The sequence below is a fragment of the Paenibacillus lacisoli genome, from assembly GCF_030580655.1.
In the GTDB taxonomy this organism is placed as follows: Bacteria; Bacillota; Bacilli; order Paenibacillales; family Paenibacillaceae; genus Paenibacillus; species Paenibacillus lacisoli.
The window spans coordinates 231,357-245,717 of sequence record NZ_JAUQTB010000001.1 but is presented as its reverse complement, the minus strand read 5'-3'; the positions used below and the strand labels follow the sequence as shown (position 1 = coordinate 245,717).

14 protein-coding genes are annotated in these 14,361 nt (G+C 49.7%); 10 read left to right on the top strand and 4 right to left on the bottom strand.

The window, feature by feature from the left end; genetic code table 11:
- The 4 genes from Q5741_RS01175 to Q5741_RS01160 all read left to right on the top strand — a co-directional run bounded on the left by Q5741_RS01175 (position 1) and on the right by Q5741_RS01160 (position 3,138).
- Positions 1-711 carry a DnaD domain protein gene (locus Q5741_RS01175; protein WP_305022209.1) on the top strand — a complete coding sequence of 237 codons (711 nt, stop codon included), beginning with the start codon at positions 1-3 and terminating at the stop codon, positions 709-711.
- Between the two features lie 155 nt (positions 712-866).
- On the top strand, positions 867-1,445 hold the full coding sequence (locus tag Q5741_RS01170) for an RNA polymerase sigma factor (protein WP_305022208.1): 579 nt from the start codon (positions 867-869) through the stop codon (positions 1,443-1,445).
- Entirely contained in the window at positions 1,442-1,876 is a 435-nt protein-coding gene (locus tag Q5741_RS01165) for a hypothetical protein (protein WP_305022207.1), read from the top strand. Before Q5741_RS01170 ends, Q5741_RS01165 begins: the two co-directional genes overlap by 4 nt.
- A 26-nt stretch (positions 1,877-1,902) precedes the next feature.
- Positions 1,903-3,138 (top strand): hypothetical protein, encoded by a 1,236-nt coding sequence (locus tag Q5741_RS01160; RefSeq protein ID WP_305022206.1) that lies wholly within the window; start codon positions 1,903-1,905, stop codon positions 3,136-3,138.
- Positions 3,139-3,294: 156 nt separating this feature from the next.
- Here the strand turns inward: Q5741_RS01160 and proC are convergent, their stop codons facing one another.
- The 3 genes from proC to proB form a co-directional block, all read right to left on the bottom strand.
- Complete coding sequence (gene proC, locus Q5741_RS01155; protein ID WP_305022205.1) at positions 3,295-4,173, bottom strand: pyrroline-5-carboxylate reductase; 879 nt, start codon at positions 4,171-4,173, stop codon at positions 3,295-3,297.
- A gap of 105 nt (positions 4,174-4,278) precedes the next feature.
- Positions 4,279-5,541: a glutamate-5-semialdehyde dehydrogenase gene (locus tag Q5741_RS01150; protein ID WP_305022204.1), complete on the bottom strand. Its 1,263-nt coding sequence runs from the start codon at positions 5,539-5,541 to the stop codon at positions 4,279-4,281.
- A 33-nt stretch (positions 5,542-5,574) separates the two neighbouring features.
- Positions 5,575-6,675 (bottom strand): glutamate 5-kinase, encoded by a 1,101-nt coding sequence (gene proB / locus Q5741_RS01145; protein ID WP_305022203.1) that lies wholly within the window; start codon positions 6,673-6,675, stop codon positions 5,575-5,577.
- 419 nt (positions 6,676-7,094) lie between these two features.
- Here proB and Q5741_RS01140 point away from each other — a divergent pair, with 419 nt between their 5' ends.
- Both Q5741_RS01140 and Q5741_RS01135 read left to right on the top strand, forming a co-directional pair.
- On the top strand, positions 7,095-7,913 hold the full coding sequence (locus Q5741_RS01140) for a carbon-nitrogen family hydrolase (protein ID WP_305022202.1): 819 nt from the start codon (positions 7,095-7,097) through the stop codon (positions 7,911-7,913).
- A 125-nt stretch (positions 7,914-8,038) separates the two neighbouring features.
- Positions 8,039-8,239, top strand: a complete 201-nt coding sequence (locus Q5741_RS01135) for a hypothetical protein (RefSeq protein ID WP_305022201.1) — start codon at positions 8,039-8,041, stop codon at positions 8,237-8,239.
- A 232-nt stretch (positions 8,240-8,471) separates the two neighbouring features.
- Here the strand turns inward: Q5741_RS01135 and Q5741_RS01130 are convergent, their stop codons facing one another.
- Positions 8,472-9,401, bottom strand: a complete 930-nt coding sequence (locus tag Q5741_RS01130) for a LysR family transcriptional regulator (protein ID WP_305022200.1) — start codon at positions 9,399-9,401, stop codon at positions 8,472-8,474.
- Between the two features lie 299 nt (positions 9,402-9,700).
- Between Q5741_RS01130 and leuC the strand changes: the two genes are divergently transcribed.
- The 4 genes from leuC (at position 9,701) to Q5741_RS01110 (ending at position 14,287) form a co-directional block, all read left to right on the top strand.
- Entirely contained in the window at positions 9,701-11,125 is a 1,425-nt protein-coding gene (leuC, locus tag Q5741_RS01125; protein ID WP_305022199.1) for a 3-isopropylmalate dehydratase large subunit, read from the top strand.
- A gap of 23 nt (positions 11,126-11,148) precedes the next feature.
- On the top strand, positions 11,149-11,748 hold the full coding sequence (leuD, locus tag Q5741_RS01120) for a 3-isopropylmalate dehydratase small subunit (protein ID WP_305022198.1): 600 nt from the start codon (positions 11,149-11,151) through the stop codon (positions 11,746-11,748).
- 383 nt (positions 11,749-12,131) lie between these two features.
- The gene (locus Q5741_RS01115) at positions 12,132-13,505 is read left to right on the top strand and encodes an N-acetylmuramoyl-L-alanine amidase family protein (RefSeq protein WP_305022197.1); all 1,374 of its coding nucleotides are present in this window, start codon (positions 12,132-12,134) and stop codon (positions 13,503-13,505) included.
- A gap of 29 nt (positions 13,506-13,534) precedes the next feature.
- Positions 13,535-14,287, top strand: a complete 753-nt coding sequence (locus Q5741_RS01110; protein WP_305022196.1) for a GerMN domain-containing protein — start codon at positions 13,535-13,537, stop codon at positions 14,285-14,287.
- The last annotated feature ends 74 nt before the right edge of the window (positions 14,288-14,361 follow it).

The following is a 14,361-nucleotide window of genomic DNA, read 5'->3' as shown; positions in this document are numbered from 1 at the left end:
ATGAGGGAACCTAAGCATACTGCTGCAGACGAAGCTGTACGCGGCGCGTCTGTGGCGCTTGAAGCAGGCATGGCCAGCATTCCTTACGTTCTGCTGAAGTATTATCGTCAGCTTGAACTCAGCGATATTGAAGTTCTCCTGCTGATCCAGCTGCTGTCCTTCAAGCAAATGGAGCAGAATGAGTTTCCCACTCTGGATGAGCTGCAGCAGCGGATGGGAGCAGCACCGGATGTTATTGCAAAGGCGGTTCAGAGACTGATTCGGGAGAAGCTGATCAGCATTGATATGGAACTGGACGAGCAGCGCGGCATTCATTATGAACGCTACAATCTCTCTGGGCTTTATACCGAGTTGGGCAGGTACCTGCTCAAGGAACAGCAATCCCGCAAGACGGTTTCTGTGTCATCTCCGCAGACCAACAGCTGGTTAGAGGAGCCGAAGGAAGAGGAGAAGAATATTTTTACGATTTTCGAGAAGGAGTTCGGTCGTCCTTTGTCTCCAATGGAGTATGAATCCATTTCCGGCTGGGTTGATCAGGACCGTTATCCCGAAGAATTGATTCTTCTTGCTCTGAAAGAGGCAGTATTTGCGGGCAAAGTTCATTTTAGATATATTGACCGTATCCTTCTGGAATGGAGCCGTAACCGGCTGCGCACGGCTGAAGAAGTCAAAGCGTACGCTCAGCGTTTCCGAACCGGGGGTCGTGGTTAGTTCCTGCGGGAGAAGCTGTCCTGAGGCATTTTATGCCCGGGGCAGCTTTTTTTGCATCCACTTTTCCGCATTCCACTTTTTTCATTTATAAAAATGAAAAATAAATTCATATTTTATTATTAAATGCAGGGGTGCATGAAATTCTTATCGTCTATATGAACGGGAAGGAGGGGAGAGCAATTGAACATGCTGCTTTGATTCAACAAATTTTGCAGGGGGACCGTAGTAAATTTCGTGAGCTGGTCGAGATGTACAGCAATCATATTTATCATGTAGCTTATTCTGTACTGCATGATGCGAAAGAGGCGGAAGATGCTGCCCAGGAGGCCCTGATTCAAGTGTATAAATCTCTCCCCCAATACCGTAATGAAGGATTTAAAACCTGGATTTCTCGCATTGCTCTTCATAAGGCCATAGATGCAAAGCGCAAGAAAGCACGGCAGACAGCAAACAATGTGGAATTCGATCAGACGCTGCTGGAAGCGACCCTTCGTTCTGATGAGCCGGATGTGCTGGCCCAACTGGTGCGCAGCGAACATCATGATGAAATCCGAAGACGGGTGGAGGAGCTTCCTCCCAAACACAGAGAGATCATTACCGCGTTTTATCTGGAAGGCAAAGGTTATGATCAAATTTCTATCGAGCTTGAGGTCGCTGCAAAGACTGTAGAATCGAGATTATACCGGGCCAGACAGTGGATCCGGGAGCATTGGAAGGAGGAGGAATGGATATGAGCGACTGCAGTAACAAAGATAAAGAAATATGGAAGAGCTACATAACAGGCGGCCCTCCGCCTCACGTAGAGAGAGAAATGGAGGAGCGGCTGCTGCATGACGACTACGATCTGGAACAATTCCTCCATGAGCTGGACGATCTGGACGATCTTCCCGTGCTGACGAACCCGGACGACTTTGCAGACCGGATTATGCTGGCAGTAGAGGCTGTAGAGCTTCCTCATCAGAAGCCGCGGCACCGTCGCTGGGTAGACCATCCGCTATTTCATTATGCTATTGCAGCGTGCTTGATGATCTTCTTCTTCTCCAGTGGGCTGGCGGACAATCTGCTGCCGCACACAGGGACGATAACGGCACCCTCTGAAGGACCTGGTATGGCGGATCAGATCATGAAAGCGGCTGTCAGCTGGCTGGACCGATTAAAGCCCTGACCGGGCAGGAAGAAAGGATGATTAACATGACTTTACCAATGCGCAGCAAGCTGCTGGCGTTTGTTCTCAATTTTATTCCGGGTCTTGGACATCTGTATTGGGGAAAAAGAGGGCGAGCTTTTATTTATGCTCTATTGTTTTTTGGTTCTCTGTTTGGTGCGGCAGGCCTGTTGGTATTAAGCGGGGAAGATAAGCTGCTGCTGCTGGGCGTTTTGTTTGCCTTTTTCATGGGATGTATCAGCATGGTTGATCTGATCGTTGTTCTGCTGCGAGAGCCTTCAAGGTTTCCAAGGCAAACTGGTTATCCTCAAGCAGAGTATGCGTATGGCCAGGCATCCGGGCCTATGCCATGGCAGCACCACACTGGCGGAGATAGCCAGACATGGGGCGAATCCGGTTATAATCCCGAACAGGATCCGTTTGTTAGCGGGCAGGAGGGCGGGCTTAGCAGCAGCTTGCCGCCGATGTATGCCCAGCCGGCAGCTTCGGGTACGGAGAATGAACGGTTCTTCACCATTCTGCTTTCGTTAATACCCGGTCTTGGACATTTCCATCTTGGTCTGATGCAGCGTGGTATGTCCTTTCTTGTATCCTTTTTTGGTCTGGGAACGATGCTGCTTTTCGTGGCAGTTCTGACCCGTGAAGAGAGCGTACTGCTATTCATGTGTGCCCTTCCGGTTCTTTGGCTTTACTGCATGTTTGATGCTGTTCAGCTTGTAAACCGCCGTATGGCAGGGGAGCAGATTAACGACCGTACATTGTTTGATCAATTGGAGCAGGGACGAGGCACCGGCCGCAGAAGCAAAGTATTCGCAATGATACTGTCCGCTTTTCCCGGAGCAGGGCATATGTACCTGGGGCTGCAGAAAAGAGGGTTACAGCTGATGGCCCTGTTCCTGGGCAGTATTTATGTTCTGGATCTGCTGCGGCTGACGCTGTTTTTGTTCCTGATTCCGGTGATCTGGTTTTACAGTTTTTTTGATGGGATGCAGCAGGCCAGCCGTTATGATCTGGGACTTGCCCAAGATGTGCCCGTTTTCCGGATGAATCGTGTTTCACAGCGTATGCTCGGCTTGGTGCTCCTGGCACTTGGCTTATATTATATTTTGATCCGTTTTGTCGTTCCTTACCTGGATACTCATTTTCCGGATCTGCAGCTCTATTATACGATCGATATGTATTTAAATACCGTGATGATTTCTATACTGCTGATAGGTGGAGGGCTGTGGCTGCTCAAGCGGAGCGGGAAGAATGAGTACTAGATCAAGAACGATCAGATAAAGAAACCATTAGATATAGCCATTAGAGAAAGATCTATTGCCATAAAGCTATACTAAAATGACCGCTGCCTTTAGAAGGCAGCGGTCATTTTAATATTGATGGACTTACAGATTTGTCGATATACAGCCGCAGCCGGTCTAATACTCTTCCCTTGATGGAACCTCTACTAGGGCAGCGCCCATTTCCCGTGAACGTTCAGCACAGCGATGAACAGCCGAGATCACCGTCTCAAAGAAGTCTCCTTCATCAAGCTTTTCAAGTGCTGCCTGCGTTGCTCCATTCGGAGAAGTCACCTTCGCGCGGAGCGCAGAAGGAGCTTCCCCCGTTTTCTGGACCATACGTGCAGCGCCCAAGACCGTCTGGATCGTCAGTTCCCGGCATTGATCGGGTGTCAAGCCGCCGCGAATTCCTGCTGCCATCATGGCCTCCATCATGTAATAGATGTAAGCCGGACCGCTGCCGGAAATACCTGTGAGAATCTCAAGCTTGTCCTCTTCCACTTCAGTTACAGTGCCTACTGCTTCGAACATAGTCAATACGGTCTGCCGCTGTTCAGCAGTCAATTCCTTGGAGAGGGATAGGCCTGTAGCTCCAAGTCCGATCGTACTGGAAGTGTTGGGCATGGTGCGTGCTACTGCTTGCGGCCTGCCCAGCAGGGATTGGATCGTCCGGATCGTCAGACCGGCAATCATGGAGATGATAAGTTGATCATCGGACAGGATAGGAGCCAGCTTTTTGATAGCAGCGGATGCTTCCTTAGGCTTCATGGCCAGCACGATGACAGGTGAATGCTTGAGCAGCTCCATTTTGGCATCGTCATTATGTTGAACCTGAACCCCATATTTTTGCTGAAGCTCGTCCAGTCTCTTCACATTGCTTCGGTTCATCATGCTGATATCCTGAGGACGAACCACCTGGCGGGCAATCAGACCGCGAACGACGGCCTCGGCCATGGCTCCGGCTCCATAAAATGTAATGTGCTGCTGAATCAAGGTTTTGGTTTGCGATTCACACATGTGTAATTTCCCCCTTAGATGATGTCCGGCATACTGTGATTTTTCTCTTTGGCACAGCATGCCCAAGTATCGCGAATCCTGTTAAAATCGTCTGAATCTCCGGTTTTACCCGCGGATTTGGCCGTTTCCCTGCACACGGTATTTGGTAGAAGTGAGTGCAGGCAGGCCCATGGGCCCCCGAGCATGCAGCTTCTGGGTGCTTATGCCGATCTCTGCGCCAAATCCGAATTCAAAGCCGTCCGTGAAACGTGTGGATGCATTATGATAGACGGCAGCTGCATCCACCTCCTGCAGGAACCGGTTGGCATGTGCTGTGTTCTCAGTAATAATACATTCAGAATGTCTGGTTCCATACTTGCTGATGTGCTCGAGTGCTTCGTCCAGATTCTGAACGATACGAACATTCAGAATATAGTCATTGTACTCCGTTGCAAAATCCTCAGCTGAAGCAGCTGCTGCCCAAGGCAAAATGTGCTGCGTCTGCTGACAGCCCCTAACCTCGACGCCCGCTTTACGGAACGTTTCGCCCAGGGCGGTTAAATAGCGATCCGCATAATCTTGATGGACGAGAAGGGTTTCCATGGAGTTGCATACAGAGGGCCGCTGTACCTTCGCATTCAGGCTGATGGCTTCTGCCATTTCAACTGTAGCTGATGCATCGAGATAAGTATGGCAGATCCCGGCTCCGGTCTCAATAACAGGAACGGTTGCATTCTGTACCACATTCTGAATTAATGAGCTGCCGCCCCGGGGAATGATCACGTCGAGCAGATCATTCAGCTTCAGCATCTCATCGACAGAAGAGCGGTTGCTGTCTTCAATCAGCTGCAATGCTTCAGGCGGAATATCAGTCGCCTGCAGCGCCTGGCGGAGTACATTAATAATTGTCGTATTGGAATAAAGTGCAGCAGAACCGCCGCGCAGTACAACGGCATTGCCTGTCTTGAGACAGAGACCTGCCGCATCCACCGTGACATTAGGTCTTGCTTCATAGATCATGCCGATTACTCCTAAGGGTACACGAATCTGAGTAATGTGCAGACCGTTCGGACGTTGGATGGTTTGTACGGTTTCTCCGACCGGATCCTGCAGTTCGATAACCTGGCGGAGGCCGTCAGCCATATCCTTAATGCGTTCAGGTGTCAGCTTCAGGCGATCCAGAAGGGAAGAAGAGGTGCCTTGAGACCGGCCATGATCGAGGTCCTGTTCATTCGCACTCAGGATAAGCTTTTGCTCTGTTATTAATGCGTCCGCCATGGCAGACAATGCAGCATTTTTTTGCGCGGTAGTCATTCTGTTCATCACTACGCTGGCTGCCCTGGCCTTGCCCGCCTTAGCCCGTACTTCGCTAACATGTACTTCACTCATATATTAATCCCCTCTCCTTATGATTAAAGATAATCACAGGGTGACCCATTCATCCCGGTGAATGACTTCAAGACGGTGAAAACCGCCCAGCTTTTGCAGTACCTCGCTGCTGCTAAGGCCCTTGATCTCGTGGAGCTGGGCATCATCATAATTAACGATGCCGCGTCCAAGCACGCGTTCATCCGGTCCAAGGACTTCGACGACGTCCCCTGCATGAAAGCTGCCCGTCACGGTTAGAACCCCGACAGGAAGGAGACTGTGCCCCCCGTGAACGAGAGCTTCTTCTGCCCCCTGATCCACTCGGATGCTTCCCAGTGGAGTGGACATAAAGCCAAGCCACTGTTTCTTCATTGGGAGCGAAGAGAGGGTGGTGTCAAAATAGGATCCCTGTCCTTGACCCTCTACGGTCTTCAGCATATCACCGTTCTCCTGAATTCTGCCGACAAACACAGGCACCCCGCCGCGGGTGGCGACCTTGGCTGCCTCCACCTTGGAGCGCATACCGCCCGTTCCGACGGAGGAGCCGCTGCCGCCGGCAAGCAGATGAATTTCTTCTGTAATGACCTCGATACGGTCGAGACGCTGTGCGTGCGGATGCTTGCGCGGATCAGCTGTGTAAAGCCCGTCGATGTCTGTGATGATGATCAGATGCTGTGCTTTGACCATGTTGGCAACGAGGGCAGACAGCATATCATTATCTCCAAACTTCAATTCATCCACGGATACGGTATCATTCTCATTAAACACAGGGATAACACCATGGCGAAGCAGTTCTTCGACCGTCATACTGGCATTGCCCATCCGTTTACGGCTGTGAAAATCATTGCGTGTAAGCAGAATCTGAGCTGACCGGATACCGTGAGAGCCAAACGCTTGACGATAGGCCTGCATCAGCAGTGCCTGACCGACGGCAGCCGCCGCCTGCTTCTCATGGAGAAGTGTAGGGCGGAACAGATAACCGATCTCCCGGAATCCGGCAGCGACTGCCCCGGAGGTGACAAGCAGCACTTCATAACCTGCCTTGTACAGAGACGCGATTTCCGATGCAAAATAACTGATTGCCCTTTCATTCAGGCCTCCTTCGTCTCCGGTAAGAGAACTGCTGCCGATCTTGATCACAATTCGGGCTGACATAGGTTAACTCCTTTCCAAGTTATGAATTGCATAAAAAAAGACTCTCATCCTTGTAAAGGACGAAAGTCTGTCTTCCGCGGTACCACCTTCATTGACGGCATACAGCACCGTCCAGCTTCAGGCCTGTAACGGGGGCGCCGTCCTGCCAGAGCAGGCCGCTCGGGGGTAGGTTTCGGAGAAGGAGCGAAGACAGATCCTCTCAGCCTCTGGAATCTGCTCTCTGGTCATGCCCGGCTCTCGTACTGGTCCCGTCTGCACGTTTCAACATTTGATTAAGAATATAGCACGAATAGAATCCTTTTGGCAAAGGGAATTGAGGAAAAGATCTGACTGGATACAGCCGGTTGCGAGTCCTTCTTTACAAGTCTAAGATAGATGAAATACTTTAAGTTGTTATTTTCATTAAGGAGGAGAATTCAATGGCACCTTTTAAGATAGCGCTGCTCCAGTCCGATATTTGCTTTGGAGATCCTGTCAGCAACAGACAGCGTCTTGGGCATATGATGAAAACTGCAATGGAGCAGCAGCCGGATACCGATTTGCTGGTTCTGCCCGAGCTGTGGAATACGGGATATGACCTGCAGCGGCTGGATGAGATTGCTGAGCCTGTCGAAGGAGAATCTTACCGCCTGCTTGCGGACTTTGCGGCCGAATATCGGGTTAACATTGTGGGCGGGTCCATTGCGGAGCGGCGGGAGAGCGAATTTTATAATACCGAATTTTATAATACAATGTACTGCTTCGACCGCACAGGTCATGTGAAAGCCGCCTATTCCAAAATCCACCTCTTCGGACTGATGCATGAAAATGACTATTTGCAGCCTGGGAAGTCCCTATGTAATTTGGAACTCGACCATCAACTGAAAGCCGGCGCTGCGATCTGCTACGATATCCGTTTTCCCGAGCTGTCCCGGACTCTTGCCATGCGCGGCGCACAGCTGCTGATCGTAGCTGCAGAGTGGCCGCATCCCCGCCTGCACCACTGGAAGACGCTGCTGACCGCAAGGGCCATTGAGAATCAGATGTTTGTCATCGCCTGTAATCGGGTGGGGTCCGGAGGCGGAAATCATTTCTGCGGTCACTCCCTCATTATTGATCCATGGGGGGAGATACAGGCTGAAGGCAGTGAGCTGGAAGAAATCGTCACGGGTATCATTGAGCCGGAGCAGGTGTCCGAGGTCAGGAGCCGTATTCCCGTATGGCAGGATCGCAGAGATGATCTGTATTACAAAGGATGACGTTTTGTATAGAAAGAGATATATCAAAAAGTGTATCAAAATAACATAAAAAAAGTACAACTCTGTTTCATAACAGTGTTTGTGTGTTATATATTAGTATCCCGTTAACCAAGGAGGTTATAACGATGGATAACCAAAGTAAAGCCAAAATGGAATCAAGGGATGCCTTGACGAGGTCAACATTGACGGAATCAAGGAGCAGCATCAGGCAATTTGCAAGAGACTATGAGGAAGACGTCGGACCGCCGGTGCAAGGGGTTTATCATGACCAAAGAGCACCAGATGAGCAGAACAGGTTGATCGATCAGCACAATCTGAGGAAATAATCCAAAGAAAGAAGTGATGCGATCATGAGGGTAACGTTAATGCGGAGAAGCAGGCGAAGGCAAACGATTACGCCGAATTAGAAGATGGATAAGGTCGATGGTATGATGTAATGGAACCATGACGTTAAGTTGTGGGTAACAGAATACTGGCCAGAATAGACAAAAGGCTGTTTTCCCTCCTGCTGCAGCAGGTTGGGAGAACAGCCTTTTCATATTGAGCTTACTTCAAAAATCAAGGTCGTTTGACATCGGCCAGCTGTTGAACGGTATTGCGGAAGGTATCAATGAAGGCTTCAGCCGCTTTGGACAAATAACGCCCGCTCCGGTAAGCAATGACCAGTGTGCGGCTCGGCGATGGTTCCTCCAGCTGCAGATAAGCTGGGACAAACTCACTCCTTGTCGCTCTGGCGATAAAATGCGGCACAAGCGTTACGCCCATCCCGGTAGCGACTAGTGACTGGATCGTTTCAATATTGTTGCTCTCGAAGACGACTTGAGGTTCAAAGCCGGCATTTGCACATAAATCAAAGGTCAGCTTACGCAGTCCCTGTCCTTTTTTAAGGAGTACGAAGGGTTCCTCCCGCAGTTCAGACAGCTTCACCCGTTGAATGCCATCGGTGCCCAGCGGACGCTGTGCAAGCGGATGGTTAGGGGGAACAGCAAGATCAATGCGTTCCTCACCAATCGGAATATAAGTAAGTGATGTTTCCGTAAGCGGAAGCGAGAGTAGGCTGAGATCGGTCTGGCCGCTGGCCGTCAGCTTTTCCAGATGCATAGACGAGTCTTCCAGCAGTGCAATCTCGATATCCGGATAAGACTGGCGGAATGCCGGAAGCACATGGGGCAGCAGATGAGAGCCTGTGATAGGCATGCTTCCGACAACGACCCTCCCTTTTCGCAGCTGCGAGATGTCATCCATCTCCTGGCGCAGCAGTTCAACGGCATCCACAATTTTCTGTGCCTGAGCTACGAAGCTTTCTCCCGCATGGGTCAACTCAACACTGCTTGTATTGCGCTGGAACAGGCGGACACCCAATTCGTTCTCCAGCTTGGACAGCTGCTGACTGAGTGAGGGCTGGGCAATATGCAATTTCTCGGCGGCCCGGGAAAAGTTTTTCTCAGCCGCGATTTGCAGGGTATACATGAGCTGACGAATTTCCAACGATGGTAACCTCCTTAGAACCTGCAGATATATGACTAGCAGCTTATACTAAATAACTATTAATTTAAGCTTAATTATAAACAAAAGACACGGGCCTGTCATACTTTAATGACGGCTTGCTTACTGAATAACAAATGGTTAATCCAATGGTTTATCCATCGGTTTATTGACCAAACCTATTAACGGTATAGGTTTTATATCTTGGATCAATTAACTGCATGATGATATATTGAATTCAAAGAGAAGTACGAACTGAACGTTCGTCTCCAAACACGAAGTTACCATCAGGGGTGAAAACGATGAGTCAAAAGACCATGTTCGAGAAAATTTGGGATAACCATGTGATTTATCAGGAAGAAGGGAAACCAAGCATTATTTATATTGATCTTCATCTGGTTCACGAAGTAACGTCCCCGCAGGCTTTTGAAGGTCTGCGTCTCAGCGGCCGCAAAGTTCGCCGTCCGGAACGTACCTTTGCAACCATGGACCATAATGTACCTACTACGGATCGGTTCAATATCAAGGACCCGATCTCGAAGCAGCAAATCGATACCCTGACCCAGAACTGCCGTGATTTCGGCGTCACTTTATATGACCTGGATACCCTTGATCAAGGGGTTGTACACGTCATGGGACCTGAGCTCGGTTTGACTCACCCCGGAAAAACGATTGTTTGTGGTGACAGCCATACATCGACGCACGGTGCGTTCGGAGCGCTGGCATTCGGAATCGGCACAAGTGAAGTGGAGCACGTTCTGGCAACGCAATGTCTTCAGCAGTCCAAAGCCAAAACGATGGAAGTCCGCTTTGTTGGCAGCCGCAAGCCAGGAGTAACGGCCAAAGATATGATTCTTGGAGTAATCGCTAAATACGGAACAGATTTTGCAACAGGATATGTTATTGAGTATACAGGAGAAGCGATCAAAAGCTTGACGATGGAAGAACGAATGACGGTCTGCAACATGTCAATTGAAGGTGGAGCGCGGGCTGGCCTGATCGCACCGGATGAGACGACATTCGAATATCTTCGCGGCCGTCAGCATGTTCCACAGGGTGCTGAGTTTGATGCAGCCGTAGAAGAATGGAAGAAGCTTGTCACCGATGAGGGCGCGGCATATGATCATGTGGTTGAATTTGACGTGGACAGCCTGATTCCTCAGGTAACCTGGGGAACCAGCCCGGGTATGGGTACAGATATTACCTCAGCGGTACCTGTTCCAGCTGAGCTGCCAACTGAGAATGAGCGCAAAGCGGCCGAAAAAGCGCTGGAGTATATGGATTTGACTCCAGGTACACCAATGACGGAAATTGCTATTGATTATGTTTTTATCGGTTCCTGTACGAATGGTCGGATTGAGGATCTGCGTGCAGCGGCAGAAATTGCGCGCGGATATAAGGTTTCGGACCGGGTGACAGCGATCGTGGTACCTGGTTCCGGACGGGTGAAGCTGCAGGCGGAGAAGGAAGGACTGGATGAGGTGTTCCGTGAAGCAGGCTTTGAGTGGCGTGAAGCGGGATGCAGCATGTGTCTGGCGATGAATCCGGACGTACTGCAGCCGGGACAGCGCTGTGCTTCAACCTCAAACCGCAACTTCGAAGGCCGTCAAGGCCGCGGAGGCCGCACACATCTGGTCTCGCCGGCAATGGCTGCCGCAGCAGCGATCGAAGGCCGCTTCGTAGATGTACGTGACTGGAAAATCAAACAGCAGGCTGTTGTCAGCTGATCGACTGAATAGGAGGAAGCATCATGGAGGCATTTACAACTTTAAAAGGATTGGCAGCACCGGTTGATCGCGTGAACGTAGATACGGATGCCATCATCCCTAAGCAATTTCTGAAGCGTATTGAGCGTACAGGATTCGGGCAGTTTCTTTTCTACGAATGGAGATTTGACGAGGCGGGCAACGATAACCCTAACTTTGAATTAAACAAAGAGCGGTATGAAGGAGCAAATATCTTGTTATCAAGGGCCAATTTCGGCTGTGGTTCATCACGGGAGCATGCTCCTTGGGCCATTCTGGACTACGGGTTCCGCTGTGTCATCGCACCATCCTTTGCCGACATTTTCTACAACAACTGCTTCAAGAACGGCATTTTGCCGATCAAGCTGTCAGAAGAGCAGGTCGAAGAGCTGTTTCAGCGTACTGCTGCACACGAAGGATATCAGCTGAACATTGATCTCGAACAGAAAACCATTGCGGATGATTTTGGTCTTCATATTGCTTTCGATCTGGATGAGCACCGCCGCCAGTTTCTTTTACAGGGGCTGGATGATATTGGGCTGACCCTGCAGCATGAAGATGCGATTGCTGCATATGAAGCCAAGCGTGCAGCAGCTCTTGTTTAATCTGTTGGAATGTTAAGGGATTATTACCGCAAGTAATAAAGCTGGCCGATCTGATCGGCCGGCTTTTTTTATGTTCTTATTTTAGTAGAATCAAGAAAGTGACTGGAGAAGAATAATTCATTAAAAAATATTAATTTTCTGTAACTATTATAAAAGAAAAGAGCAGTGAGGGAGATGCGGGGTTAGACGTAATGAATAGTAAATTATGAGAGAACCATGTCGTAAAAAGCGCTATTTAACAGTCTTTTTTTCTGTTATGATGGAATAAATTCGCAACTTTTGATAGAGAGCGGCGTCTTAATATTGTCTGGTATTGCTTGTGCAGCAGCGGGAGCTTTTCGCCGGAAACATGTCAAAAATTAATAGGATGGTAGGGGTGAAGGATGAAAAAGCTGGGTTTTTTGATGTTCTTATTTATCTTCATGTTGGTGGTTCCGGGCCACGGACACGCTGCGACGACAGGAAATACAAGCATATTTCTTGATGGCAAGAAATTAAATCTTCCTGGTGATGTGCAGGTAGAGCTGCTCAACAACAAGGTGATGATTCCGATTCGCGTCGTATCCGAGAACCTGGGTTATAACGTAGGCTGGGATCAGAATTCAAAGATTGTAACGATTCAAAGCGAGAATACCACGATTACTATGACGGTTGGCGTCTCCCAGGCAGACGTGTCCGGACAGAAAGTGGCACTTGACGCTGCACCTGTATTACGAGGGGGAACAACTTTGGTTCCGCTCCGTTTTGTAGGCGAGCAGATGGGATTGAAGGTCAGCTGGGACAATACCAGCAAGTCAGTGTATCTCATTACCCAAAACAACAGCGGTGAAAACACACCGGTCAGCGATCTTGCTATGGTGAAGGGAATCAGCTTCAGCGATAACCGTCTTCTTATCGCAATGGATGGTAATGTGAAGCCGAACGTGTTCACGATGACAGGACCGAACCGCGTTGTTGTTGATCTGCCTCAGGCTGCATTTTCCAGCACTTTCGGGGATACCCAGTCGCTGAATGCACAGCTTAATGGTGAAATGGAAGTAACCGGAAACAGTGATGTGAGCAAGGTGCGCTACTCCTTGTACAACAACAATCCATCTACTGTGCGTGTAGTCGTAGATGTCAGCAAAGCGAAAAACTTTGCCATTTCTAATCCCGGAACAGGCACGCTGATCGTTACATTGAGTGATGGACAGGCTTCCAAACCAGTAGGCAGCGGTGGTAAAAAAATCGTTGTCATTGATGCAGGTCACGGAGCCAAAGATCCAGGTGCAGCGGGTGTATCGGGAACCAAGGAAAAAGATTTCAACCTGGCCATGGCACTGAAAGTGGCTAATCTGCTGAAGCAGAACCCAAATATTGATGTCGTACTCACACGCAGCGACGACACATTCCTTGAACTGAAAGATCGGGTGAAAATTGCGAATGACCTGAAGGCGGATGTCTTCGTTTCAATTCATGCCAACAGCAGCGGAAGCTCGGCCGCAACAGGCACTGAAACGTATTATCAGCGCGCGGAGAGCAAAGCGTTGGCTAACACCATTCATAAATATTTTGCCAAGGCTACAGGCTTGACGGACCGCGGCGTACGGTATGGTAACTTCCATGTTATCCGTGAGACCAAAATGGCAGCCGTTCTCCTGGAGGTTGGCTACCTCAGTAATAAAAACGATGAAAAGGCCCTGTTTAACACAAGCTTCCAGACACGAGTGGCTCAAGGGGTCGTTGATGGAATTGAAGATTATCTCGGACTGAAGTAGAGGAGGAAGCTCCTCGTGGGAGGCGACAAATGAACAGAAAAGTAATAGTAACAGGTGCGCTGGCCCTTATTCTGGTGGCAGCGGGTTGTTCACAAAAGCCGACCGCCGCACCCTCAGCTGATCAGGATCAGGTGAAGCAAGGAGCGGCAGTCCAGGCAGAGAGCGAAACCTCCGCCGCGGATGCGTCAGGCGAGAGTACTGCATCAGTACCTGAACCAGCAGAAGCTTCTGCATCAACATCTGCAGCAGCGGATTCGCCGGATACCACTTCCGGCAATGCGGCAGGAAAGAGTACTGGTGAGGATACAGCTGGCCAGAGCAGTACTTCTGGACAAGCAGCAGCACCGACTGACAGCAGTAAGGCCAGTCAGACTGCTTCTGCAGATGAAGAGAGCAAGCAGAAAATTGCAGTGTATTACACAGACCCTCAGGAAATGGAACTGAAGAAGGCAGAAGCGGAAATTTCATTTCCTACTAAGCTTCAGAAATATAAAGCAGCCTTTCAGGCGCTTCAGCACAGTGATAACAGTGACCTGGTTCCGCTCTGGTCTGACACCATTGAGCTGAAGCAGCTGGAATTTGTCAATGGTGCGTTAACGCTGAATATTTCACTGCCAGATACTGCCCGGTTGGGCTCCGGCGGAGAACAATTTGCCCTGGATGCGCTGAAGCAGACGATGTTCCAGTTCAGCGAGGTCAAGAGTATTGAGCTGCTGGTAAATGGAGACAAAGTGGAGAGTTTGATGGGACATGTTGATCTGGACCATCCAATGACCCGATAGTTAACCGACACGAAGAACGACCAACAACCAGAATGGTTTATCCTAACGGGATACAATGCTGCCCAGCCGTCGAT